Origin of the sequence: Oceanicola sp. D3 (genome assembly GCF_006351965.1) — a bacterium.
Taxonomy (GTDB): domain Bacteria; phylum Pseudomonadota; class Alphaproteobacteria; order Rhodobacterales; family Rhodobacteraceae; genus Vannielia.
In genome coordinates, this window is sequence record NZ_CP040932.1 from 633,960 (window position 1) to 656,936 (window position 22,977).

The window sequence follows — 22,977 nt, forward strand, 5'->3', positions numbered from 1 at the left end:
GCCTTTTCGCCTGCATTTTTCTTTTTCTCGCGCCCCGCTCAGAACGCGCCAGCCGCTTTCAGCTTCTCGGCCTTCTCGGCGTTATACCACCAGAAATCCATGTTGCCGAGTGCGTAGGGCGGCAACTCCTCCGGGTGCTCGAAGACATCGTAGTAGGCCACCGTATAGGCCGCCTTGTTCCACTGCCCGGTGCGGAATTTCAGCGCTCGCAACACCCGGTCCAGGGCCGAAATGGCCACTTCAAGGTCTTTCTGGTTCTGCGCAGCCTTCACATGTTCGATCAGCGCATCAACGGCAGGGTTCTTCAGCCCCATCTTGTTGAAGGTCGAAGTGTCGGCCGTTTCGCTGCCAAAGTACTGCTTGAGCGAGTCGCCGGGGACATAGCCGGTGGGCAGGAAGGCCGTGACGATGTCAAAATCATAGTTCGGCGGGCGCTCGCGCTCGGTGGCGCTGGCGTTGTCCACCCGCTGGTGCTGCGCGTCGATCCCGGCAGAGCGGAGATTTTCCACAAAGGGGTTCACGATCCGGTCAAAGGTCTGGCTGTCATTGAGGAATTCCACCCGCAGTGTCTTGCCGTCCTTCACCCGCAGCCCGCTGCTGTTGAACTCGCTCCACCCTGCAGCGTCCAGCAGGCGGTTGGCCTTGCGCAGGTTGCGCCGGTCGGTCGAGCTATTCGGGTCCGAACGCGGCTGCATATAGGGTTCTTCGGTAAACACCTCTTCAGGGATGTCTGCCCGCAGCGGCTCCAGCAGCGCCAACTCTTCCTCGCTCGGCAGGCCGGTTGCAGCCAAATCGGTGTTCTCCCAAAAGGAATCCACTCGCTCGTAGAGCCCGTAAAACAGCTTCTCGTTCGACCATTCGAAGTTGAACATCAGCCCGATCGCCTCGCGAACACGCGGATCCTTCAGCTGTTCGTGGCGCGTGTTGAACACAAAGCTCTGACCGTTGGAGATCACCCCATGCGGCAACTCGCGCTTCACGATCCAGCCCTTCTCAACGGCTGGGAAGTCGTAGCCCGTAGCCCAATCCTTTGAGCTGGCCTCATTGCGGAACATGTAGGCTCCGCCTTTCAGCCCCTCCAACGCCACGGCGTAATCTGCGAAATACTCAACCCGGAGCGCATCAAAGTTGTTGCGGCCAATGTTGATCGGCAGATCCTGCCCCCAGTAATCGGGGTTACGCGTCACAACGACGGTCTTGCCAAGCTCTGATCGGTCGAGGTCGACCACATAGGGTCCAGTGCCGATCCATGGTGTGCTTTGCGGTTCTTCCAGATCCATCTTGCCCGTGTCGTACTGTGCTTTCGAGAGGATCGGCAGGCCGCCAACCTTCTGGATCGCGTCGCGCTTTTCCGTGTCTTCCTTAAAGTCGAACCGGATGCGCAGCGGGTCTAGCACCTCAGCTGTTTCAACGGTGTCGTCCAGCACCTTGCGAAAGCTTGGCAGGCCCTTTTCCCTGAACACCTCATAGGAAAACAGCACATCTTCTGCGGTCATCGGCGTGCCGTCAGAAAACTCGATTCCCTCGCGCAGGTTGAAAATCACCCATGAGCGATCCTCCGGGTATTCCAGGCTCTCTGCCAGCAGCCCGTAGTCCGAGCCGATCTCATCGGAAACCGAAGTAAGCAGGCTTTCGAGCGGTGCGCTTGAGAGGGCGCCGGCACGGCCGTTGATGGTGTAGGGGTTCCAGTTGTCAAAGCCACCGAAAGCCCATTCCGACATTTCGCCACCCTTGGGGGCATCGGGGTTCACATAGTCCAGATGTTCGAAGTCGGGGCCATACTTCAGCTCACCGCCCGGAAAGGTCGGAATGCCGTGGCGCGTGACAATGTTCGTTTCGTCCTGCGCCATTACCGGCAGCGCAGCCAACATTAATGCCAGAGCCAGCCCGGCCCCCCATGTCACAACATCTCGCCGCTTCGCTTTCAGGGCAGTTGCGGCGACGGCAGTTCGGGGCGGCAAATGTCTCTGGCGCAAGTCGGGCTCCTCTCGGGTCAGGTTGGGCGGGTCACCCGCGCGGGGCGACCTCAGCAAAACATCGTTAAATTTAGCTAAATGCCCCACGTCCCGGCATGCAAGTTGAAACCTCGTGAGCAAAGCGCGAGGGCAGGTCAGTGCAGGGCACAAAAAAGGCCGCCCCGGTTGCCCGGCGGCGGCCCTGAATTCTGTTGCGTGTCGCTTACTGCGCGGCTTGCAGATAGGCGATCACGTTGGCGCGGTCTTCGATCTTGCGGAGACCGGCAAAGCTCATCTTGGTGCCGCTCATGTAGCCTTTGGGGTTGGCGAGGAACTCGCTCAGCACTTCAGGGGTCCATTCACCACCGTGAGAGGCCATGACGTCGGAGTAGCCAAAGCCATCCACGCCGCCAATCGCGCGACCGACAACACCATTGAGGTGCGGCCCGGTTCCATCGGTGCCATCCAGCTTGTGGCAGGCCTTGCACTTGCCAAAGACGCGCTCGCCTTTGCCGGCATCGGCGGCTGCAAATACCTCTTCAAACGAGGGGCCGGAATCTTCTTCGGCAGCATCGCCACCACCAGTGTCTTCCACCGCAATGGCATAGCCTTGCGGATGCTCTTCGCCCTCTTCGCCGTGGCCACCTGCGTCCATCGCATACAGCGATTCACCGGCCCAGTTGATCAGCAGATAGATCAGCAGCGCCCCACACAGCCAGCCGAACGCCTTGACCATCGTCATTGTGTCGAACATGTCTCATCCCGTGCACGGTTTCCGTCTCGCGGCCTTCTAGCGGCTTCACCCGGTGTGCTGCAAGCCGTATCAGGCGCGACCAAACGCCCGAGGGGGCCAAAATCGTATGAAATGTCAGGGGAGGGGCGGCAATGACTGGCCGTATAGCGTTTCAGGGAGAACTCGGGGCCTATTCGCACCAGGCCTGTGCCGAGGCCCGGCCAGAAATGGAGGCGCTGCCCTGCCGCAGTTTTGAGGATGTGATCGAGGCCGTCCGCAGCGGGGCCGCCGAGCAGGCCATGCTGCCGGTCGAAAACTCCACTTATGGCCGGGTGGCCGACATCCACCGCTTGCTGCCAGAAAGCGGGTTGCACATCGTCGATGAAGCCTTCGTGCGCGTGCACATCTCGCTGATGGCTCTGCCGGGCGTGACACTGGAAGAGGTGCAGAAGGTGCGTGCCCATCTGGTGCTCTTGCCGCAATGCGCTTCCTTTCTGGCGGCGAACGGCATCACGGGCGAGGCGGCCGCCGATAGCGCGGGCGCAGCGGCCGAGCTTCAAGCCAGCGGGGCGCGCAACGAGGGTGTTTTGGCTTCGGACCTCGCGGCAGATACCTACGGGCTCAACATCCTTGCCCGACACATCGAGGACCACGCCCACAACACCACCCGATTCCTCATCATGGCCCCGCAGGCCAAACCCGCGCGCCGCGCCGAAACCATGATGACAACCTTCGTCTTCCGCGTCCGCAACATCCCCGCCGCGCTCTACAAGGCGATGGGTGGCTTCGCCACGAACGGGGTGAACATGACCAAGCTGGAAAGCTACATGGTCGGAGGCAGTTTCACCGCCACCCAGTTTTACTCAGACATCGAGGGCCACCCCGACGACCCGAATGTGCAACTGGCCATGGAAGAGCTGGATCACTTCACCGAAGAGGTGAAGATTCTCGGCGTCTACCCGGCAGACGCACGGCGGCACTGAGACGACACTCAACAAACAAAAAACGCCGGCCCGGCTGAGGCAGCCGGGCCGACGCGTCCCGATCGGCTCGGGACCAGACTTAGAGGCCGGGGGAGGGGGCTCCCCCGGCGCTCCGCGTCTAGCTGGTTACTGGAGCCAGACCAGCTCGATCCGCGAGCCGCCCCGATCCGTCATGTCGTAGGTCTTGCCGCCGGAGTCGATCCAGCCGCTGATGGTGTGGCGCGAGAAGTTCACGCGCTGGCCCTGCGCCGCCGGAACCTGTGTGCAGCGGATCGAGTTGCGCTTGGCTGTTACCCAGCCGCCACCGTTGACGCTGAAGCGCTTGTCCCAGGTCGCCTGATTGCGCAGGCAAAGCTGGAGCAGCCCGCCGCGGCCCGAGGCATCCTTCGTCACGTTCACGGTGACGGTGTCGCCGTTGTTGAGCGAAGCGGCGTTCAGCGGCTTCTTCTGTGGGCCGGTGGGGCCACCCGGGCCGGCATCCACGAGGCCTGGGTCGATCTCGATGCAGCCCGAGAGGGCGGTGACGACGAGGAGGGCGGGGAGGGCCATGAGTTTGGTGAGTTTCATTTGTCAGTTCCTTTCATCTGTTGTGGTCTTTGCCGACCGGATGAGATGAAAATGACCTGTGAGGCGCTGCATTCGTATGGGGTCGATCCCCCAATCGGAGGCTGGGCTGTTCCGAGCGGTTTGGAGCCGATTCCCGGTTTCAGACAGAGTCCGCCGCCGCTGTGCGCCCCTGCACGTGCGCCAAAGCGCCGATAGGCAACATCAACTGCTGGCGCGCCGCGTGAGAGTGAAACCCATATCAATGCGCGTTTCAGGCAGGGCTTGTCCGGTGGTTGCTGCCAGCAGAAGTTGGGCCGCTTTGCGCCCAATTGCGGCCCCATCAATGCGGATCGTGGTAAGGCCGATCCCCGCGTCGCCCACGTCCTCCACATCGCCAAATCCGGTGATCGCTAGTCGCTGGGGCACGCTCAAGCCGCGCCGCCCAGCCTCGCAGAAGGCACCCAGCCCAAGGGCGTCGGAGGCACAGAGCACCGCGTCCGTGTCGGGCCACTTTTCGAGAATCCATTCAAGGCCGATGGCACCAAGATCCGGGCCTGTCTGGCCCGGCTCTGGCGTAAGCTTCAAAAGGCGCGGGGCGTGGCCCGGTACGGCCTCGGCATAGCCTTCGGCACGAAGCTGGGCACGCGTATCTCCGGGGCGCTCAGTGGAGAGCATGGCAATGGCCCGGCGACCGGTTTGCACAAGATGCTCCGTCATCGCCCGGCCAGCGGCGCGGTTGGAAAAGCCGACAGCTGCGAAGATGGGCTTTTCAGGCAACTCCCAGAGTTCGACAGTTGGCAGGCGAGAAAGGAGCGTCCGGGTGCCTTCGGTGTGCTCCGAACTGGTCACCACCATCGCGTCGGGGCGGCGGCCCATCAGGGTCGCCACCAGCCCGGCCTCGGTTTCTGGCGCATATTGCGCTGTGCCGAGCAGCAGTTGCATGCCCTCCGGCGCGAGGCCTTCTGACAGCCCCCGGATGGTTGAAGCAAAGACTGGCTGGTCCAAGGTGGAAACCACCGCTCCCACCATCTTCGAACGCTGCGATGAAAGTGCCCCGGCGGTATCGTCTCGCACGTAGCCCAGCGCGGCCACTGCAGCCTCTACCTTCTCACGCGTCTCCGCCGAAACCTTCTGGGGTGTTGAAAGCGCACGCGAGACAGTGATTTTGCCAACGCCCGCCGCACGGGCCACATCGCCCATCGTCACCCATTTCTTTGTCATGCGAACCCCGTTGTTGACGACACGGAGATAGCGATGGTATCGATACCACGCAAGACATGGTATCGATACCATGCTTAGGGAGGAGACGCACGATGCTTACTCAGGATCAAAAAGAATTTTATGATGAGAACGGCTACCTGATGGTCGAGGACGTGGTAACGCCCGATCAATTGGCCAAGCTGCAAACGATCACCCGCGAGATGATTGATGCGGCCCGCCCGCTAAAAGAGAGCGACGAGCGGTACGATCTGGATGAAGGTCACACCGCCGAAAACCCGCGCCTGACCCGGATCAAGCTACCGCACATGCAAAACCCCTACTTCTGGGAAATCCTCACCCAAAGCCGGGTGACAGAAGTGCTAAATGGTCTGCTCGGCCCCAACACCCTGATCAACACCTCCAAGCTCAACACCAAAGCGCCCGGCGGCGGGGCAGCGGTGGAATGGCATCAGGATTGGGCCTTCTACCCGCACACCAACGATGATCTGCTCGCCTTCGGCCTGATGCTGGAGGATGTCGACGAGGCCAACGGGCCGCTGATGGTCATCCCCGGCTCGCACAAGGGGCCAGTGTTGAGCCACCATGTGAACGGCGTGTTCGCCGGTGCCGTCAACCCGGACGATCCGGAGTTTGACCTCTCAAAGGCGGTCACCCTCACGGGCAAGGCGGGCAGCATGACGGTCCATCACGTGCGCACCTTGCACGGCTCCGCTCCCAACATGAGCGATCGTAACCGTCTGATCCTGTTCTACGAACTGGCCCGCGCGGATGCATGGCCGATTCTCGGCTCATCAAGCTACATCCACGCCCTCGGTCAGCGCAAATTCTGGGACGACATCCAAAGCCGCATGGTCACTGGCCAGCCGGTTCTGGAGCCACGGCTGGAGCAGGTGCCGGCGCGCATGCCGCTCCCGCCCGCGCCCGACAACACCTCGATCTTCAAAACCCAGAAGACCGCGGGGCAGAAAAGCGCTTTCGCAATGGGGTAATCGGCTCAGCGGGTCAGCCGGAAGATCATATAGCGGTTGAAGTGGCAGAAAGCTTCGGAGGTGCGTTTGCTCTCCTTCAGCCGCTCATTGAGCCGAAACAGGCGGCGCTCGCTGACCATTCGGCGGATGAAGAAGGCCAGGGCCCACCGCGTCTTGGGCTTCTTCATCTTCAACTCTTCATCCACGCGGCTGACGCCATGGCCCATCACGTTGAAGAGCCCCTGCTCAAGGTCGATCGAGGGCGCAACAGCCTCGGTAATGTCCTCTTCTGCCTCAATGGTCAGCTTCATCTCCGCAAGGGTTTCCCGCATCACGGCTAACCTATGCCCCCCGCCAACGGTTTGGCTGCGCTTCACGCCCTCGTAGTTCTCCGAGCGGAAGCAATCCGCAATCAGCACCTGTCCGCCCGGCTTCAGCAGTGCCAGCGCCTCCTTCAGCGCGACCTCATGCGGAATGTACTGAAAGCTCTCGGAAAACAGGCACAAGTCAAAGCCGCCCGCGCCGGAAAAGTCCTCGAACATGCACTGGTGCACGCGCGCCTCGGGTGCATTCTGGCGGCAACGTGAGGCAAGGAAGGGGGAGGGGACGACGATTTCAACGTCATGCCCAAGCGCAATCAGCTTCTTGGCCGTCTCTCCAGCGCCGCCGCCAATGTCGAGGATTCGCAGGCTGCCTTCGGGGAGATAGGAGAACAGCTTGTCCGTATAGGCCGCTTGCGCCGCGCCAAGGTTTTCGGCAGCCACCGGCAAGCCATCCCAAAGGCCGTAATGCAGGTTCTCAGCGCCCGTCAGCCATCGCATGAAGCTCAGGCCTACATCGAGGCCGATGGCGCGTGTGTCGACTTTCTGTCCCATTGCAACCCGTCTAGCGGAGACGGGCTGTGCGGAAAAGCACGATCAGCGCTGCTTCACGTTGCAGTTGCCGCCCTTGTGGCACCTCACCACGCGGCGCAGGTCCGCCCGGGTGGGGTTGTGGAAGGTCTGTGAGCCGCAAGGATCGGAAGTGACGGTCAGCTTCCCTCCCTTTCCCTCGGCCACCGACAACAGCATCTGGTCCGATCCGGGCCACCCGCCGCACCAAGAGGCAAAACAGGCGAGCGCTACGGTGACGGGCACATCAACGGGTGTAGAAAAGCCATCGCGCCCCAGTTGCATTCCCTGCAACCGGGCTTTGATATAGATCGGCTTCGGCTCAAACCGGCGCGACAGATCCTTCTTGTGTTTGCGAATTTTTTGGGTGGCTGTAAGCGTGCCATGCACAATGAGATAACGGGCTTCCGCGTCGCGGGCCTGAGTATACTGCAGCACCGGGTCAGGCCGCATGCAGGAAAGCGCAGAGGCTGGAAGTGCCGCGCCAATCGCATTGAAGGCAAGGGCAGCGGCGAGAGTCTTCATCATGCAAGATACTCCTGAAATTCAGCCACGACGGCCTTGTAGACCGCGCGCTTGAAGGGCACGATATTAGCCACCAACTCAGAACCGGGCAGCCACCGCCATTCGGAAAACTCGGGGTGTTTCGTGGCTAGGTTCACCTCGCCATCCTCACCCAAAAACCGCATCAAAACCCAATGCTGTTCCTGCCCGCGGTACTTGCCTTTCCAGATCTTGCCCAAAAGCTCAGGAGGCAGATCATAGCGCACGGGCGCCGCGGTTTCGGTTACAATCTCCACCCTGTCCGGGGCAATGCCGGTTTCTTCCTCCAACTCGCGCAACGCGGCAGTGCGGTGATCTTCACCTGCATCCAGCCCGCCCTGAGGCATCTGCCAAGCGGGTGTGGCGCTGTCGATCCGCTGGCCAACGAAGACGTGGCCATCAGAGTTGAGAAGCACGACGCCCACGCAGGGGCGGTAAGGGAGCGAGTCGGCATTGGTCATGGGCGGAGTTAGTGGCAGGCGAGCGCGTTATTCAATAGCGTTTGTGGGGCTGGCACCGCCGGACGAATACTCCGGCAGGCAAATGCTACAAGACTCCCTTGGCATCGAAGCGTGTTGTCAGTCGCGGCGGATAAGCCCCGTCAGCGCGGCGGCGGCAAGGGCGGTCACGATCCAGCCGATACCCTTCGCAAACCAACGCAGCCACCAGCCCGTTACGCCCCAAGGGGAGCGGGAGGTGGAGGGGGCCCATGCCTCTTCCTGCCCAAAGCTGACGAGCGGAATCACAAGGTCGGCTGCATAGGCGAGGGAAGAAAACGTTTCCCAATCCTGCCCCGCCTCGCCCGGCTGGCTCCAGAAGGCACCGGGGCCTTCGGGGTGGCTCTGCGTCGCTTCGATCCATGGCTGAGAGGTAAGGATCGGGGCGGCGTTTGGGGTCATGTCCCCCGCATTCCAAGTCGCTTGGTAAAAGGCGGCAAGACCGGCGATCAGCAACCCCGCAAAGGCCACGGACCGACCGGGCCGATACCCGTAGCCAACAGTGAACCGCAGCACCATGTCCGAGAGCCACATGATCAACCAGCGCGGCCCGTAACCCGAGGTTTCCGCCCTAAGCCTGCGATTCTCGGCGCGCAGCAGGCGCTCTTTCACCATAAGTACGGTTTGCGCATCGCCCCGGTGGCCCATACGGCCGAGCACATAGGCAAGCTGCTCGTAAGGCTGGGCGTTAAAGGCCAGGCCCTCGGCTCTTCGGGCCAGCCACTGAAGGCGTTCGGTCGGGCGGGTGTCGGCGTGGCGGGAAAAGTCGGTGTATTGAAAGCCATCTAGCCGAAGCGGGTAAGCCGCGCCGGGTCCGGTCGGTTCATCCTTGAAGCGGGCCACCTCGGCTCCCGCGAGGTTAACCACCCGGCCTATCTCGTTGTTCTGGAAAAAGAGGATGCCCCCCACCCGGGCCCGCGCCAGTGAAATGGCAATATCGGCACCATGTTCTTCAGTGGCTCCAAAGGCACCATGCCCCAACGGTTCTTCTGGCAGGTCGATGGCGCAGTTGGTGATGAAAACATCATGATCAATCCGCGCGGAGGAGAAGAACAGCATTCCACGGGCATGCAACGTGGTTTCGCCTTCAGCGTAGGGGTAGTTCCCAAGAAAGACCGAGCCCTCAACCCGAAGCGAGGGCGCAAACACGGCATCTTGCCCGCCGCCGTCGATCGTGGCCCCGCAAAGTTGCAAATCGCCCCCAATGCGAGCCCCGGCAAGCCCGATCTCGCCTGCCACGTGAGCATCGCCGCGGATATAGACCGAGCCAGCAAACCGGGCGTTATCGGCGGTTAGGGCCTTCAGCCAGCAGCCCTGCAAATGAAGGCCGCGCAGGGAGGCGTTAACCAAGTTCATTTCGCTCTCGATCCGGCAGGCCGAGAGCGTGATATCAAGCGTGCAATCGGTGCCCTGCAGGTCGAGCGTGCCGATAATCCGCGCGCCCCGCAGCCGCAGCCCCTTGGCATTGAGCGGGTGCTCGTAGAGCCCCAGCAAAAGCTCGCGCAACAGCGCCGCCCGCACCTCTACTGCCGGGTTATCTTCGGCGGGCGGCAATTTGCCGTCGCCCAGTGTCACCCTGTCGGGCTCACCACAGGACGCGAGCAGTTTCTCCTCCGCTTCGGATAGTGGGCCAAATGCCTTGAGTGCGCTCATTGCGAGACGTTGCCACCCCGCCGCGCGCGGGTAAAGCAACGATCCGCCGGGGGTGCGAAGATGGCCGGGCGCGTTGCGTCAAGAAACATTGATGCAGGCCCGCCCCGGTGCTACCTTAAAGCCATGCCCGGCGCCGGGGAAGCACAGGCGCGTAACTTCGGAGGACCATCTCCTGTCTCACTCTTCGGAGGCCGCCGTCCAGCACACGGCAGGCAACGCCCCGCAGCACGGGGCACCTAACGGCAAAGCAGGCGGCACCACAGGGCTGCTCGCGGACATCCTTCAATCGCTCGAAGACGACAAGGCCGAGGAGATCGTAACGATCGACCTCTCGGGCAAGTCGACCATGGCTGATCACATGGTGATCTGTTCGGGTCGCTCCTCCCGGCAGGTGGGCGCGATCTCTGAAAAGCTGGTAGACCGTCTGAAGCAGGCGCATGGCACGTCCTGCAAGGTCGAAGGCAAGGATGCGGGCGACTGGGTTTTGATCGACGCGGGCGATGTGATCGTTCACGTGTTCCGTCCTGAGGTCCGTGACTTCTATCAGCTAGAAAAGATGTGGCAGCCGGCGACGGCCACCGCCTGACGCGCTCTTGAAGCTGACCATTCTCGCAATCGGGCGGCTGCGCGCCGGCCCGGAGAAATCCCTGATTGACGATTACCTAGACCGCGCCGGGAAAACCGGGCGCGGTTTGGCGCTTGGGCCTGCCCGCGTGGTTGAGCTGGAAGACAAGCGCGGTGGCGGCAAGCCGGCGGAAGCGGAGCTGTTGCGCAAGGCCTTGCCCAGTGGCGCGGTAGTGGTTGCGATGGACGAGCGCGGCAAGGTGTTGAGTTCACCCGGTTTCGCGGATCAACTCGCAAAGTGGCGCGACACCGGCCGCCCGGAGGTGGCGCTGCTGATCGGCGGTGCCGACGGGCTAGACCCGGCGCTGGTCGCGGAGGCAGACTTTACCCTCAGTTTCGGCAAGATGGTCTGGCCCCACATGCTGGCTCGGGTGATGCTGGCCGAACAGCTCTATCGCGCCACCGCGATTTTGGCGGGCACGCCCTATCACCGCGTCTGACAGCGCGCGAGCACGCCCCGTTTTCACCGGCAACGCGATGGTCTAAGACTCCACCAAACCGTCAAGGAGCCGCCCCATGCCCAAACCTGTCGTCCTTTGCATTCTCGATGGCTGGGGTATCGGAGATGGCGGCCCCGGCGACGCTCCGGCGTTGGCGAAAACGCCCAATTTCGACCGGCTGATGGAAACCTGCCCAAATGCCAGCCTCACGACCTTCGGGCCGGACGTGGGGCTACCGTCCGGGCAGATGGGCAACTCGGAGGTCGGCCATACGAATATCGGCGCAGGCCGCGTGGTGGCAATGGATCTTGGCCAGATCGACCTCGCCATTGAAGACGACTCTTTTGCGCAGAACGAAGGGCTCGGCGCGTTCATCGCTGCGCTGAAGGCTTCGGGCGGCACGGCGCATCTTGCTGGGCTGGTTTCACCGGGGGGGGTGCACAGCCACCAGTCCCATATGATTGCCGCCGCCAAAGCGATTGCCGCCGCGGGCGTTCCGGTGGCGATCCATGCGCTGACCGATGGGCGCGACGTGGCCCCGAAATCGGCCGACGGCTACATTGGCGAGACGGAGAAGCATCTGCCTGATGGCGCGAAGTTCGTCACCGTTTCGGGTCGCTACTACGCGATGGACCGCGACAACCGCTGGGACCGGGTCAGCAAGGCCTATGAGGCCATCGTGCAGGGCAAGGGCGAACAGGGCGAGGATGCCGTGGCCGTGGTCCAGGCCGCTTATGAGGCAGACAAGACCGACGAGTTCATTCTGCCAACGGTGCTGAGTGACTACGCCGGAATGAAGGACGGCGACGGGCTCTTTTTCCTCAATTTCCGCGCCGACCGCGCCCGTGAGATCCTGCGTGCTATTGGTGAGCCGGGCTTTGCGGAGTTTGACACCGGCACCCGGCCCGAGTTGGCGGCGCTGCTGGGGATGGTGGAATATTCCGAAGGGCACAACGCCTATATGACCACCTGTTTCCCGCCGCGCGATATCGTCAATACGCTGGGCGCATGGGTGGCTGAACAGGGCCTGACTCAGTTCCACATCGCTGAAACCGAGAAATACCCTCACGTCACCTTCTTCCTCAACGGCGGCAAGGAAGACCCTGAGCCGGGGGAAGACCGCTACATGCCCAGATCCCCCAATGTGGCGACCTACGATATGCAGCCCGAGATGAGCGCCGGAGAGGTAACAGAGCATCTCGTCGGGGCGATTGAGAAGGGCTACGACTTTATCGTTGTCAACTTCGCCAACCCCGACATGGTGGGCCACACCGGCATCATCGAGGCCGCCGTTGCCGCCTGCGAGGCGGTGGATGCCGGGCTTGGTGCTGCGCTTGAGGCGCTGAAGAAGGCCGGCGGAGCGATGATCGTGACCGCCGACCACGGCAATTGCGACATGATGATAGATCCCGAAACCGGCGGCCCACACACCGCTCACACGCTCAACCCAGTGCCGGTCGTGGTTTATGGCGCGCCGGAGGGCACCACCGTGGCCGATGGGCGGCTGGCCGATCTTGCGCCAACGGTCCTATCGCTGATGGGCCTGCCGCAGCCTGAGGAAATGACAGGGAAGAGCCTGCTGGGATGATCCGCGCTTTTCTTCTCTGCCTGGCCATGGCGGTGCCTGCCGCTGCGCAAGAGAGCGACCCGGCGCAGATTGCCATCGACGCCGCCTCGCTGCTCAAGAAGGCCTCGGTCGCGCTGCAAGAAGCCGAAACGCGGGCTGACCGGGTAGAGGCGCTCACCCGCACCGTGCGGGCCTATGAAACCGGGCTGACCGCGCTGCGCACCGGGCTGCGGCAAGCGGCGATCCGCGAGCAGGTGCTGCGAGCATCGCTGGAGGCGCGGGAGGCAGAGGTCAGCCAGCTTCTTGGCGTCCTGTCGACCATGGAGCGCAGCCCTGCGCCGCTGTTGCTGCTGCACCCGGCGGGGCCTGCAGGCACGGCGCGGGCGGCCATGATCCTTGGTGACGTCACGCCGGGGCTTCAGGCCGAGGCGGCCACATTGCGCGGGCAGGTGGAGGAGATAACCCTGCTGCAAATCCTGCAGGAGAGCGCCAGCGAAACCCTGAGCGATGGCCTGCAAGGCGCACAGGATGCAAGGCTTGCGCTCACCCGCGCCATCGACGAGCGCACAGAACTGCCGCGCCGATACGTGGAAGACCCGGACCGCCTGCGGGAGCTACTCGAAACTTCCGATACTCTCGCGTCCTTCGCCTCCGGCCTCTCGCAAATCGCCGGGGCGACAGCCGCTGAAGGTGCGGGGTTCGAAGAGTCGCAGGGCGCCTTGCCACTGCCCGGCCCCGCAACCGTTATCCGCGGCTATGAAGAGCCCGACGCCGCCGGTATCGCCCGGCCCGGGCTGCTGCTGGCGCTCTACCCCGGCACCCTTCTCACCGCCCCCGCTGCCGCCACAATCCGCTACACAGGCCCGCTTCTGGACTACGGAAACGTGATGATCCTTGAGCCCGCGCCAGACGTTCTGCTGGTGCTCGCCGGGATGGAAACTGTCTATGGTGAGCCCGGCGAGATCGTCACCGCAGGCGCGCCGCTCGGCCTCATGGGTGGGCTTGCGCCGGGGCGCGGAGCCGACGCCGCAGAGTTTGCAGAAGGAAGCACGCCGGAAGCGGGTGCAGAGCGCAGCGAAACGCTTTATATGGAGCTGAGACAGGGCGACGCCCCGGTGGACCCGACCGAATGGTTTGCCGCTACCAAGGATGGATGATGGTATGAAGAAATTCATGATGGCCGCGCTGGGCGGCACGCTGGCAGGGGCGCTGATGAGCACCCAGATCGCCGGCCCCCTGATCGCTCAGGAAACCGACCGCAACGCCTCGATCTACGAGCAGCTCGATCTCTTCGGCGACATCTTTGAGCGCATCCGCGCGCAATACGTTGAAGAGGTCGATGAGAAAGAGCTGATCGAAGCAGCCATCAACGGTATGCTCACCTCGCTCGACCCCCACTCCTCCTACCTTTCTCCGGATGATGCAGCCGATATGCGCGTGCAGACCCGCGGCGAGTTTGGCGGCCTCGGTATCGAGGTGACGCAAGAAGAGGGGTTCGTAAAGGTCGTCTCTCCCATCGACGACACCCCTGCCGACGAAGCGGGTATCGCAGCTGGCGACTTCATCACCCATGTCGACGGCGAGTCGGTTCTGGGCCTCACGCTGGATGACGCGGTTGAGCTGATGCGTGGCCCGGTTGGCTCCGAGATCATCATTACCGTGGTGCGCGAAGGCGTCGACGAGCCCTTCGATGTGACCATCGTGCGCGACACCATCAAGCTTACCGCCGTGCGCACCCGTACCGAGGGCGACTCGGTCGTGCTGCGGATCACCACCTTCAACGACCAGACCTTCCCCAACCTCGAAGAGGGGCTGAAGAAGGCCGTCGAAGAAGCCGGTGGGATGGACAACATCAACGGCATCGTACTCGACCTGCGCAACAACCCGGGCGGGCTGCTGACGCAGGCCATCAAGGTCTCGGATGCCTTCCTCGAAAAGGGCGAGATCGTCAGCACCCGTGGCCGTCAGGCTGCCGATGGCGACCGGTACAACGCCACGGCGGGCGACCTTGCCGAAGGCAAGCCGATCGTGCTGCTGATCAACGGCGGCTCGGCTTCGGCCTCCGAAATCGTCGCCGGTGCGCTGCAGGACCACCGCCGCGCAATCGTCGTGGGCACCAAGAGCTTCGGCAAGGGCTCGGTGCAAACCGTCATGCCGCTCAAAGGCGACGGCGCGATGCGTCTCACCACCGCGCGCTACTACACCCCCTCGGGCCGCTCGATTCAGGCGCTGGGCGTTTCGCCCGACATCGTCGTGCAGCAGCCCACGGTAAACCCGAACGCCGTGGAGGAGGAGGATGAAGAACAATCCGCCGCCGCCCGCCGCCGTTCCGAGGCGGACCTGCGCGGGGCAATCTCCAATGACAGCCTGAGCGAAGACGAGATTCGCCAGATCGAGGAAGAGCGCGCTGCCGCCGAAGCTGCCGCCCAACTCCGCGATGACGACTATCAACTTGCCTACGCGATTGACCTGCTCAAAGGCCTCCACGCGCTGGAGCCAGCCGAGTAAGCCCGCAGGCATAAGAGAACTTCGGATAAGGGCGGTCTTCGGGCCGCCCTTTTTCGTCTCCGGCGCACCGGCTGTCGGCTTGCATAGGTGGGCGGCGCGTGGTCGGGTGGCGCGCATGCGTGCTGCGTTCAAAGCGATTGGTGTAGGCCTCCTGCTGCTGCTTCTTGCGGCGGCCGCCGCCGCATGGGTCAAGCGCGAAGAGGTCGCGCGGCTCTGGGCGGTGCAGCGGCTGTTCGACCCGGATGTCATCGTCTGGAACTTCGGGCACATGGGCGAACTGTTTCACGCGGTGCCGCTGCCGGTGGGCGAGGGCGGGGCGTTGCAGCCGATGCTGGAGACCGAGCCGGTGGCGCTGCCCGAACGCTCGCAGGAGATCATCGCGGCGCGTCGGATCACCGGGCTTATGGTGCTTTCAGACGGGCAGGTGACCCACGAGAGCTATCACCTAGGCACCGGGCCGGATGACCTGCGCATCTCATGGTCGGTGGCCAAAAGCTTCGTCTCCGCGCTGCTCGGCATCCTGCTCGACGCGGGCGAAATCGAAAGCTTGGACGACCCGGTCACACGCTATGCGCCTGAACTGGCCGGCAGCGCCTACGATAGGGCAAGCATCCGCGACGTGCTCCAGATGCAGTCGGGGGTGGAGTTCGACGAGGCCTATTCCGACTTCTGGTCAGACATCAACAAGATGGGCCGCATCCTCGCCATCGGCGGCTCGCTTGACAGTTTCACCGCCGGGCTTGATGCCCGCGCGGGGCCGCCGGGAGAGCGCTGGCGCTACGTGTCGATGGACACACACGTGCTGGGCATGGTGATGCGCGGCGCGACAGGGCAGGATATGGCCACCCTGCTGGGTGAGCGGCTGCTGGCACCGATGGCACTTGAGGGCCCGCAGCCCTACCTGCTGACAGATGCCAAGGGGCAGGGCTTCGTGCTGGGCGGGCTAAACATGTCTCTGCGTGATTATGCCCTCTTTGGCCTGATGTATGCTCAGGACGGGCGGCTGGGAGAGCGTCGCATCGTGCCCTTCGACTGGGTCGAAGAAAGCACCCGCCCCTCGGCGGTGACAGCACCGGGCAAGTGGCGCTATGGCTACCATTGGTGGATGCCCAAGGAGGGCGAAGGAGAGTTTATGGCTGTCGGGATCTACGGCCAGTACATCTACATCAATCGGCCCGCCCGGGTGGTGATTGCCGTCACCGCCGCAGATCCCGCCTTCGGCCAAGGTGAAGTGCGGGATGATATTATGGCATGGTTCCGCCAGATCGCAGAGGCCAACGCGGAGGCCCGCCCGTGACTGCATTGGAAAAATATCCCTCCCTCAATGTGCTGGGTGGCCCGCTGGAACCCTGTTCAGTGGCCCCCGTCACCGGCTTTTTCCGCGATGGCCACTGCAACAGCTGCGCAGCGGATGCCGGCAGCCATACCGTCTGTGCGGTGATGACGGCTGAGTTCCTCGCCTATTCAAAATACGTTGGCAACGACCTGAGCACACCTATGCCGCAGTACGGCTTTGAGGGGCTCAAGCCGGGCGATAGATGGTGCCTCTGCGCCAGCCGCTTCCTGCAGGCCCAGGACGAGGGATGCCCGCCGCAGGTGGTGCTGGAAGCCACCCACCAACGGGCGCTGGAGATTGTGCCGTTGGCAACTCTGAAAGCGGTTGCGGTAAAATAGTTATCACGCAATTTCAGATACTTGCAAATTTTCCCGCGAAATTTTGTGCCCCCGAGTGAATAAACTCCCGCCCTGCTGCGTATCTCTAGTGACAGCCGCTGAGGGCCGTCACCGGAATAAACGAAGCCAAACGATTGATCCAAAGGACAAACAGATGACCCGCATTCTTCCTCTCTCCGCCGCCCTGATCGCACTTGCCGCCCCGGTCTTCGCTGCCGGCTCCGACAGCACAACGCCGCCTACCTCCACCAGCACCACGACGAAATGTGAAAAAGGTCAGGTGTTCGACGAGAAAACCGCCAAATGCCTCGACGCCAAGTCCGAAGCCGTCACCGATGACGACCGCTACAACGCGGCCCGCGAGCTGGCCTACAACGGCAAGTACGACCGGGCGTTGATGGTGCTCGCCACGGCCGACAATCAGAACGACCCGCGCATCCTCAACTACAAGGGCTTTACCCACCGCAAGATGGGCGAGACCGACACCGCGATGAGCTTCTATCAGGCCGCGCTGAACGTGGACCCCGATTACATCCTCGCCCGCTCCTACATGGGCCAAGGCCTTGCTGCTGCCGGTGATCTGGCCGGGGCCACCGAACAGCTGGAAGAGATCGCCCTGCGCGGCGGCACCGAGACCTGGGCCTACGACAGCCTGATGAACGCGATTGGCGGGGTCGCGGTGGATTATTGATCTCCACCAGATCCCCGGGGGCGGGCTCATCCCGGCCTGCCCCACAGCCAACCGTCCGGGCGCATTTTCGCGCGGGCGGTTGCATCACGCTCGGGCAACAGGTTCTATCGGGCCAGCCGGGCCATGGTGCCCGTCCCGCCCCGAGGAGGCCGCAACGTGCAGCCCGACGCGACAGATTTTCAAGCCGAGCTTCTGGCCAGCCTCCCGCGGCTGCGGCGCTTTGCGCTCAGCCTAACCCGCCACCCCTCCGAGGCCGATGACCTTGTTCAGATGACCTGCGAACGCGCCATAACCAACGCCGAAAGGTGGAACCCCGAGCAGCCGCTGCTGCCTTGGCTCTACACCATGGCGCGCAATCTCTGGACGTCCGAGATGCGCAAGCGGCAAGTGCGCACTGGCGCGGGCACGGTGCCCGCCGAGGAGGCCGCCGAACTGGTGAGCCACGCAGGCGGGGAGGAGGCCACCCGCGCTGGGCAGGTCATGGCTCAGATCGTGGCGCTGCCCGAAGGCCTCGCCTCAGTGCTGCTTCTGGTGTCGGTAGAAGGCCACAGCTACGGCGAGGCGGCTGCAATCCTCGATATTCCTGCGGGCACGGTAATGTCCCGCATGTCGGCTGCGCGGGCGAAGCTGCGCGCGGCTTTGGCAGAAGGAGCGGCGTGATGATGGACCGGATGGACAGGATCTCGGCCTACCTCGACGGCGAGATGAGCGCAGAAGATGCCGCGCGCCTTGAGGCCGAAGCCGCCGCAGACCCGGAGCTTGCAGCCGAAATCGAGGCCGCAGGCGCTTTGGACGGCGAGATTGGCATGGCCTTCGATGCGCTCTTGGATGCGCCGCTGCCGCCCGCGCTTGCGGCCACGGTTTCTGCCACCACCACGCCGGGCACGCGAGTCGAGCAAGCAACGCCAACCGTCGCTGCCGCGAGCCCCATGGGCGAAGCCCCGGCGCAGCCGCCGGAGGTGGCTGAAGGCGAACCGGGAGTGCCCGGACAAGTCGCCATGGAATCCTCTGCCGATGCGTTGCCCGAAACACCCGCGATGGGGGCCATCCCGCCCGGTGGTGCCGCCCCCCGAGAAGAAACGCCGCCTCCCCTCTTTACCCCGGCCAATCTGGACCGCCGCCCAATCTTCTCCGCCTCGATCGCGGCCATTCTGGCACTGCTGATGGTTGGCGCGGGCGCGGGGGCGCTGATCACCCGCGTCATTGCACCGAACGAAGAGCTTGCCGATGGCCATGCGACCCGTGGCTGGATGGACGAGATTGCCGATTATCACCGGGTCTATGCCCGCCAAACCGCGCATCTGGTGGAGGTTCCGGCAACCGAGCGGGCGCATATTGAAACATGGCTCGGCAAGGAAACCGGCGTGCCCTTCAACGTGCCCGATCTAACAGCCTCTGGCTTCAACTTCCAAGGGGCGCGCTTGCTCGTGGCAGGCGGAAAGCCCGTGGCGCAGCTGCTCTACACGGATGCTGAGGGGCAGGTGATGGCGCTTTGTGTGCTGGCCCGAGAGGGAGAGGGCTCGGAAGAGTTCACCCCGCGCAGCTTTAACGGCGTGGAAATGGTGCGCTGGCTCGCACCGGGCGCCGCCTGGGTCGCCGTGGGCGAGCCAGAGATGGACCTCGGCAGCATAGCACGCCAGGCCGCGCAAGACGTATGAGGCGCAAGGGCCTCAGCCCATTGCGCTCATATCAACGCCCAGAGCCTTGGCGACAGTGAAGATGTCCTTGTCGCCGCGTCCGCACATGTTCATGACCAACAGGTGGTCGGCGGGCAGTTCAGGCGCGGCCTTAATCACGTGACCGAGGGCGTGGCAGGGCTCGAGCGCTGGGATGATCCCCTCGGTCTCGCAGCAGAGCTGGAAAGCCTCGAGCGCCTCGTTGTCGGTGATCGACACGTATTTGGCCCGGCCCGTCTCGTGCAGCCAGCTGTGTTCCGGCCCGATGCCGGGATAGTCGAGGCCCGCCGAGATCGAGGAGCCTTCAAGAATCTGCCCGTCCTCGTCCTGCAACAGGTAGGTGCGGTTGCCATGCAGCACGCCGGGGCGGCCGCCGGAGAGGGAGGCGCAGTGCTCCATCTTCTCGTTCACGCCCTTGCCGCCCGCTTCGACGCCGATGATCTCCACTTCCTTGTCGTCGAGGAAGGGGAAGAACAGGCCCATGGCGTTGGAGCCGCCGCCAATGGCGGCCACCAAGCTATCGGGCAAGCGGCCCTCGGCCTCCATCATCTGCTCGCGGGTTTCCTTGCCGATGATGGCCTGAAAATCGCGAACCATGGCCGGGTAGGGGTGAGGGCCGGCGACGGTGCCGATGCAGTAGAAGGTATCGCGCACGTTGGTCACCCAGTCGCGCAGCGCGTCGTTCATCGCGTCTTTAAGCGTGCCGCGTCCGGACGTCACCGGCACTACCTCGGCGCCCAGCAGGCGCATGCGAAACACGTTGGGTGCCTGCCGCTCCACGTCATGGGCGCCCATGTAGACCACGCATTTAAGGCCGAACTTGGCGCAGACGGTGGCTGTGGCCACGCCGTGCTGGCCCGCGCCTGTTTCTGCAATAATGCGGTTCTTGCCCATGCGGCGGGCGAGGATGATCTGGCCCAGCACGTTGTTGATCTTGTGTGCGCCGGTGTGGTTCAGCTCGTCGCGCTTGAAATAGATCTTGGCGCCACCCAGCCGCTCGGTCAGCCGCTCGGCCAGATAGAGCGGCGAGGGGCGGCCCACGTAGTGCTTCCAGAGGAAATCCATCTCGGCCCAGAACTCCGGGTCGGTCTTGGCATGCTCGTAGCGTTCCTCAAGTTCGAGGATCAGCGGCATCAGCGTTTCCGACACGAAACGCCCGCCGAAATCGCCGAAACGGCCTTTCTCGTCGGGGCCGGTCATGAAGCTGTTGGGAAGGTCGTTCATCGCGCGGACTCCTTGGTGCACCCCGCGTTCTAAAGGTGCGGGCGGCGGGCGGCAAGGCGATCAGGCAAGCAGCGTGTGCTCGATCAGAATTGCGGTGCCGAGGGTGACAAGTGCTAAGCCTCCCATGATCTCCGCCCAACGCCCGAAGCGGCGGCCGAGGCTGGCCCCGACAAGCGTGCCCGCAGTGGCCATGGCCATGGTCGCCGCGCCAATGGAAAGAGCGACAATGAGTATGGGTGCGTCCATCATGGCGAGAGAAATGCCCACCGCGAAAGCGTCAATCGAGGAGCCGATGGCGGTAATCACAAGCGAGCCTGTAGTGGCGCGAGGCGTGGATTTTGCCAGTGCATGTAGCACCATGCGCCCGCCGACAAGGACAAGCAGGGTGAAGGCTATCCAATGGTCTATGGCTGCCACAAACTGGCTCGCGACAAGGCCCGCAGCCCAGCCCAGCAGCGGGGTAAACGCCTCAATGGCCCCAAAAACCGCGCCGGTGGAGAGTGCGGCGGTAAAGCCGGGCCGCCCCGATTGCGCGCCCCGCCCCAGAGCCGCCACGAAAGCATCCACGGAGAGCGCGAGCGCGAGTGTTACGATGGCAATCGGGGTCATGGCGCGTCCTGTTCCTAGAAGGTCAGGTAGGCGTCCCCTGTAAGATGGTCAAAAAAAACAATGTGTTGCGATTGAATTGCAGTTGCGCCATCAAAGCGCGTTCAACAGCTCTGCCGTTGGCCAGCCATCGGCAGGCAGCCCGAGGCGGGCCTGTTCGGCACGAATCGCGGAGCGGGTTTTTGCGCCAAGAATACCGTCGACTGCACCCACATCGTGGCCCCGGCCCTCCAGTTTCTGTTGCAGCGCCTTCATCTGCCCGTCTGACAGCCCCGGATCTGGGTTGCCCGCGTTGAACACCGGCGCGCCCTCCAGCCGGGTTGCGAAATAGGCAGCGGTGGTGACGTAAACGAAACTCTGGTTCCACTCAAAGTAGACGCGGTAATTGGGGTAGGCCAGAAAAGCCGGGCCCTTGCGCCCTTGAGGCAGTAGCAAGGAGGCCGGCAGGTTGGCAAAGCTGCCTTCGCGCGGTGCAACGCCCATTGCGGCCCAGTCGGCGGCGGGCAACTCGGTTTCCAGCCCTGTTTTTGACCAGTCGAGGCTCTCGGGAAGGGTCACTTCCTGTAGCCACGGTTCCCCGGCGCGCCAGCCGAGCGCCTGAAGCATCTTGCCGCCAGACATCAACGCATCGGCGGCGGATGTCTTGAGGCGAACATGGCCGTCACCATCCCCATCCACGCCGTTTTCGAGGATGTCCTCCGGCAACATCTGCACCATGCCGATTTCGCCCGCCCATGCGCCGGTTGTGCGGTCCGGGTCGAGATCCCCCGTGTCAAAAAGTTTCATCGCGGCAAATATCTGCGGGCGGAAGAGCGCCGGACGGCGGCAATCGTGCGCCAGCGTGACTAGCGCATTGGCGGTGTTGAAATCGCCCTGAAACGTGCCGTAATCCGTTTCAAAAGCCCAGAATGCGAGGAGAACGCCGCGGGAAACCCCGTATCGGGCCTCTATTTCACTGAAGATGCTGTCGTATTTCCTGTCGTTGCTGCGGCCCCGGTCAATCCGCCCCTGACTGATGAGGCGGCGGGAGAAATCGACAAAAGGCATCTGAAACACGCCCTGCGCCCGGTCGGCTTTCAACACGCGGCTGTCTTGCCGGACGCCGGAGAGAAAGCGCTCTGCAGTTTCTGCCGCGACGCCATGGGCCGGGGCCTCCGCCACGAGCGCTTGCTTGAACTCAGAGAAGCTGCCGCCACAAGGCACGTCGGAGGCCTCTTGGGCATGCAATGATGCGGCGGCGAGGGCGAGCGTAGCGGCAAGGACAAGGCGCATTGTGGTCTCCGGTGCGGGTCGTGGCGAGATTAGCGTAAAGCGCCAGCGGGGCAACGGCGGCATGAAATGGTCTGCGTTTTAACCAATTTGAGCCGACCACAGGCATTAACACGCTGAGATCGGCCCGGTTTCCATGATTCGGGTGCCGAGACCGGGATTTGCGTTAACCATTGTGGCGAATGTGTTAACGTCCACTTAGGGTTTCCCGCCCAATCTGGGCAATGGGGGAGTTGGGTTCGGCTCAAACCGAACGGCGAGGCGTGTGTGAAAGTTCTCATCGTGGAAAGCGACGAGGAGCTCGGAACTATCTGGGCTCGGCACCTGAAGCGATACGGCTTCGAGGTGACTTTGGCTTGTGATCAGGCCGGTGCGATAGATGCGCTGCGGCATGGCGAGGCCGATGTGATCGTGCTCAACCTCATCTTGCGCGAGGGGAGCTCGCTGGCGGTCGCAGACTTCGCCTCCTACCGCCACCCCGACGCACGGGTGATCTTCGTGACCGACACCACCTTTTTCTCCGATGGTTCAATTTTCTCCTTCGCGCCCAACGCATGCGCCTACCTGCGCACCCAGACGCCGCTCGATGATCTGGCGGCAATGGTGGAGCACTACGGCGGCGGCTTCGCGCCAAGCGCAACGCATGAGGCTGCTGGGCTCCCGCACTGATCAGCAGCACTTTTGCCACGACGGAGGCTTGCCGGGGCGA

The 22,977-nt window shown here is 63.3% G+C and carries 24 protein-coding genes; 13 read left to right on the forward strand and 11 right to left on the reverse strand.

Going from position 1 to position 22,977, the window contains the following annotated elements; genetic code table 11:
- Positions 1–38: 38 nt before the first annotated feature.
- Positions 39–1,850: an extracellular solute-binding protein gene (locus FHY55_RS03280; protein ID WP_254695410.1), complete on the reverse strand. Its 1,812-nt coding sequence runs from the start codon at positions 1,848–1,850 to the stop codon at positions 39–41.
- A gap of 328 nt (positions 1,851–2,178) precedes the next feature.
- Entirely contained in the window at positions 2,179–2,709 is a 531-nt protein-coding gene (locus FHY55_RS03285) for a cytochrome c family protein (RefSeq protein WP_140012826.1), read from the reverse strand.
- A gap of 131 nt (positions 2,710–2,840) precedes the next feature.
- Here FHY55_RS03285 and FHY55_RS03290 point away from each other — a divergent pair, with 131 nt between their 5' ends.
- Positions 2,841–3,671, forward strand: coding sequence for a prephenate dehydratase (locus FHY55_RS03290; protein WP_140012827.1), 831 nt, complete (start codon positions 2,841–2,843; stop codon positions 3,669–3,671).
- Between the two features lie 126 nt (positions 3,672–3,797).
- Here the strand turns inward: FHY55_RS03290 and FHY55_RS03295 are convergent, their stop codons facing one another.
- Both FHY55_RS03295 and FHY55_RS03300 read right to left on the reverse strand, forming a co-directional pair.
- Positions 3,798–4,238 carry a hypothetical protein gene (locus tag FHY55_RS03295; protein WP_140012828.1) on the reverse strand — a complete coding sequence of 147 codons (441 nt, stop codon included), beginning with the start codon at positions 4,236–4,238 and terminating at the stop codon, positions 3,798–3,800.
- A 201-nt stretch (positions 4,239–4,439) separates the two neighbouring features.
- The gene (locus tag FHY55_RS03300) at positions 4,440–5,438 is read right to left on the reverse strand and encodes a LacI family DNA-binding transcriptional regulator (protein WP_168222922.1); all 999 of its coding nucleotides are present in this window, start codon (positions 5,436–5,438) and stop codon (positions 4,440–4,442) included.
- Positions 5,439–5,530: 92 nt separating this feature from the next.
- Here FHY55_RS03300 and FHY55_RS03305 point away from each other — a divergent pair, with 92 nt between their 5' ends.
- Positions 5,531–6,427, forward strand: coding sequence for a phytanoyl-CoA dioxygenase family protein (locus FHY55_RS03305; protein ID WP_140012830.1), 897 nt, complete (start codon positions 5,531–5,533; stop codon positions 6,425–6,427).
- 5 nt (positions 6,428–6,432) lie between these two features.
- On the opposite strand, the gene FHY55_RS03310 is transcribed toward FHY55_RS03305, so the two are convergent.
- The 4 genes from FHY55_RS03310 to FHY55_RS03325 form a co-directional block, all read right to left on the reverse strand.
- On the reverse strand, positions 6,433–7,281 hold the full coding sequence (locus FHY55_RS03310) for a bifunctional 2-polyprenyl-6-hydroxyphenol methylase/3-demethylubiquinol 3-O-methyltransferase UbiG (protein WP_140012831.1): 849 nt from the start codon (positions 7,279–7,281) through the stop codon (positions 6,433–6,435).
- A 42-nt stretch (positions 7,282–7,323) separates the two neighbouring features.
- Entirely contained in the window at positions 7,324–7,824 is a 501-nt protein-coding gene (locus FHY55_RS03315; protein WP_140012832.1) for a hypothetical protein, read from the reverse strand.
- Positions 7,821–8,300, reverse strand: a complete 480-nt coding sequence (locus FHY55_RS03320; protein WP_140012833.1) for an RNA pyrophosphohydrolase — start codon at positions 8,298–8,300, stop codon at positions 7,821–7,823. Before FHY55_RS03320 ends, FHY55_RS03315 begins: the two co-directional genes overlap by 4 nt.
- Positions 8,301–8,417: 117 nt before the next feature.
- The gene (locus FHY55_RS03325; RefSeq protein ID WP_140012834.1) at positions 8,418–9,989 is read right to left on the reverse strand and encodes a hypothetical protein; all 1,572 of its coding nucleotides are present in this window, start codon (positions 9,987–9,989) and stop codon (positions 8,418–8,420) included.
- Between the two features lie 265 nt (positions 9,990–10,254).
- Here FHY55_RS03325 and rsfS point away from each other — a divergent pair, with 265 nt between their 5' ends.
- From rsfS to FHY55_RS03375, 10 genes are all read left to right on the forward strand, one after another.
- Complete coding sequence (gene rsfS / locus FHY55_RS20940; RefSeq protein WP_371707696.1) at positions 10,255–10,575, forward strand: ribosome silencing factor; 321 nt, start codon at positions 10,255–10,257, stop codon at positions 10,573–10,575.
- A 7-nt stretch (positions 10,576–10,582) separates the two neighbouring features.
- Positions 10,583–11,053 (forward strand): 23S rRNA (pseudouridine(1915)-N(3))-methyltransferase RlmH, encoded by a 471-nt coding sequence (rlmH, locus tag FHY55_RS03335; RefSeq protein ID WP_140012835.1) that lies wholly within the window; start codon positions 10,583–10,585, stop codon positions 11,051–11,053.
- Positions 11,054–11,129: 76 nt separating this feature from the next.
- Positions 11,130–12,641: a 2,3-bisphosphoglycerate-independent phosphoglycerate mutase gene (gpmI, locus tag FHY55_RS03340; RefSeq protein ID WP_140012836.1), complete on the forward strand. Its 1,512-nt coding sequence runs from the start codon at positions 11,130–11,132 to the stop codon at positions 12,639–12,641.
- Positions 12,638–13,777: a murein hydrolase activator EnvC gene (locus FHY55_RS03345; RefSeq protein WP_140012837.1), complete on the forward strand. Its 1,140-nt coding sequence runs from the start codon at positions 12,638–12,640 to the stop codon at positions 13,775–13,777. Before gpmI ends, FHY55_RS03345 begins: the two co-directional genes overlap by 4 nt.
- Positions 13,778–13,781: 4 nt before the next feature.
- Positions 13,782–15,128, forward strand: coding sequence for a S41 family peptidase (locus FHY55_RS03350; protein ID WP_140012838.1), 1,347 nt, complete (start codon positions 13,782–13,784; stop codon positions 15,126–15,128).
- Between the two features lie 115 nt (positions 15,129–15,243).
- Positions 15,244–16,425: a serine hydrolase gene (locus tag FHY55_RS03355; RefSeq protein WP_140012839.1), complete on the forward strand. Its 1,182-nt coding sequence runs from the start codon at positions 15,244–15,246 to the stop codon at positions 16,423–16,425.
- Positions 16,426–16,430: 5 nt separating this feature from the next.
- Positions 16,431–16,802, forward strand: a complete 372-nt coding sequence (locus FHY55_RS03360; RefSeq protein WP_140015983.1) for a DUF2237 family protein — start codon at positions 16,431–16,433, stop codon at positions 16,800–16,802.
- Positions 16,803–16,956: 154 nt separating this feature from the next.
- Positions 16,957–17,493, forward strand: a complete 537-nt coding sequence (locus tag FHY55_RS03365) for a tetratricopeptide repeat protein (RefSeq protein WP_140012840.1) — start codon at positions 16,957–16,959, stop codon at positions 17,491–17,493.
- Between the two features lie 156 nt (positions 17,494–17,649).
- Positions 17,650–18,153, forward strand: a complete 504-nt coding sequence (locus FHY55_RS03370; protein ID WP_140012841.1) for an RNA polymerase sigma factor — start codon at positions 17,650–17,652, stop codon at positions 18,151–18,153.
- Entirely contained in the window at positions 18,153–19,151 is a 999-nt protein-coding gene (locus FHY55_RS03375) for a zf-HC2 domain-containing protein (RefSeq protein ID WP_140012842.1), read from the forward strand. Before FHY55_RS03370 ends, FHY55_RS03375 begins: the two co-directional genes overlap by 1 nt.
- A 12-nt stretch (positions 19,152–19,163) precedes the next feature.
- On the opposite strand, the gene trpB is transcribed toward FHY55_RS03375, so the two are convergent.
- From trpB to FHY55_RS03390, 3 genes are all read right to left on the reverse strand, one after another.
- The gene (gene trpB, locus FHY55_RS03380) at positions 19,164–20,393 is read right to left on the reverse strand and encodes a tryptophan synthase subunit beta (protein WP_140012843.1); all 1,230 of its coding nucleotides are present in this window, start codon (positions 20,391–20,393) and stop codon (positions 19,164–19,166) included.
- 60 nt (positions 20,394–20,453) lie between these two features.
- The gene (locus FHY55_RS03385; protein WP_140012844.1) at positions 20,454–21,002 is read right to left on the reverse strand and encodes a manganese efflux pump MntP family protein; all 549 of its coding nucleotides are present in this window, start codon (positions 21,000–21,002) and stop codon (positions 20,454–20,456) included.
- A gap of 90 nt (positions 21,003–21,092) precedes the next feature.
- Positions 21,093–22,271 (reverse strand): lytic murein transglycosylase, encoded by a 1,179-nt coding sequence (locus FHY55_RS03390; RefSeq protein WP_140012845.1) that lies wholly within the window; start codon positions 22,269–22,271, stop codon positions 21,093–21,095.
- A gap of 264 nt (positions 22,272–22,535) precedes the next feature.
- Here FHY55_RS03390 and FHY55_RS03395 point away from each other — a divergent pair, with 264 nt between their 5' ends.
- Positions 22,536–22,937 (forward strand): response regulator transcription factor, encoded by a 402-nt coding sequence (locus tag FHY55_RS03395; RefSeq protein ID WP_140012846.1) that lies wholly within the window; start codon positions 22,536–22,538, stop codon positions 22,935–22,937.
- Positions 22,938–22,977: the final 40 nt, after the last annotated feature.